This is a genomic window from Corynebacterium sp. HMSC067D03, assembly GCF_001811185.1.
GTDB lineage: Bacteria > Actinomycetota > Actinomycetes > Mycobacteriales > Mycobacteriaceae > Corynebacterium > Corynebacterium coyleae.
Map to the genome: position 1 here is coordinate 1 of NZ_KV803814.1, position 383 is coordinate 383.

Below are 383 nucleotides of genomic sequence, written 5' to 3' on the forward strand. Positions count from 1 at the left end.
TGACTGGTTGGCAGCCGCTGTATGAGACGACTAAGGCGCCGAAGGCTGGTGAGAAGGTCACCTCGCAGGCACCGAAGTTTGACAACTTGGATACCGACGATGTCAAGGAAGAGCTCACTGCTGGAGAGCTGACCGCTCAAGATGAGTTCAAGGAGCCGACGAAGTTCGATCTGGCGGATGGGTTTAAGGCTCCGAAGGGCTACAAGGTCAACGTTGATCGTCGTACCGGTGAGGTTTCGGTGACCTTCCCGAAGGATGCTGCGTTTAAGTCCGAGATTGAGGTTCCTGTCAAGGTTACGTACAAGGACAAGACGACTGCTGTTGGTAACGCACGCTTTGTGCTGACTGAGATGCGTGATGCTGACAAGGTTGAGCCGGAGTAC

At 54.3% G+C, this 383-nt stretch carries 1 protein-coding gene; it reads left to right on the forward strand.

Features of this window, described 5'->3' with window-relative positions; all coding sequences use genetic code 11:
• A partial coding sequence (locus HMPREF2785_RS11960) for a YPDG domain-containing protein (RefSeq protein ID WP_168164678.1) occupies window positions 1-383 on the forward strand: 383 nt, incomplete at both ends.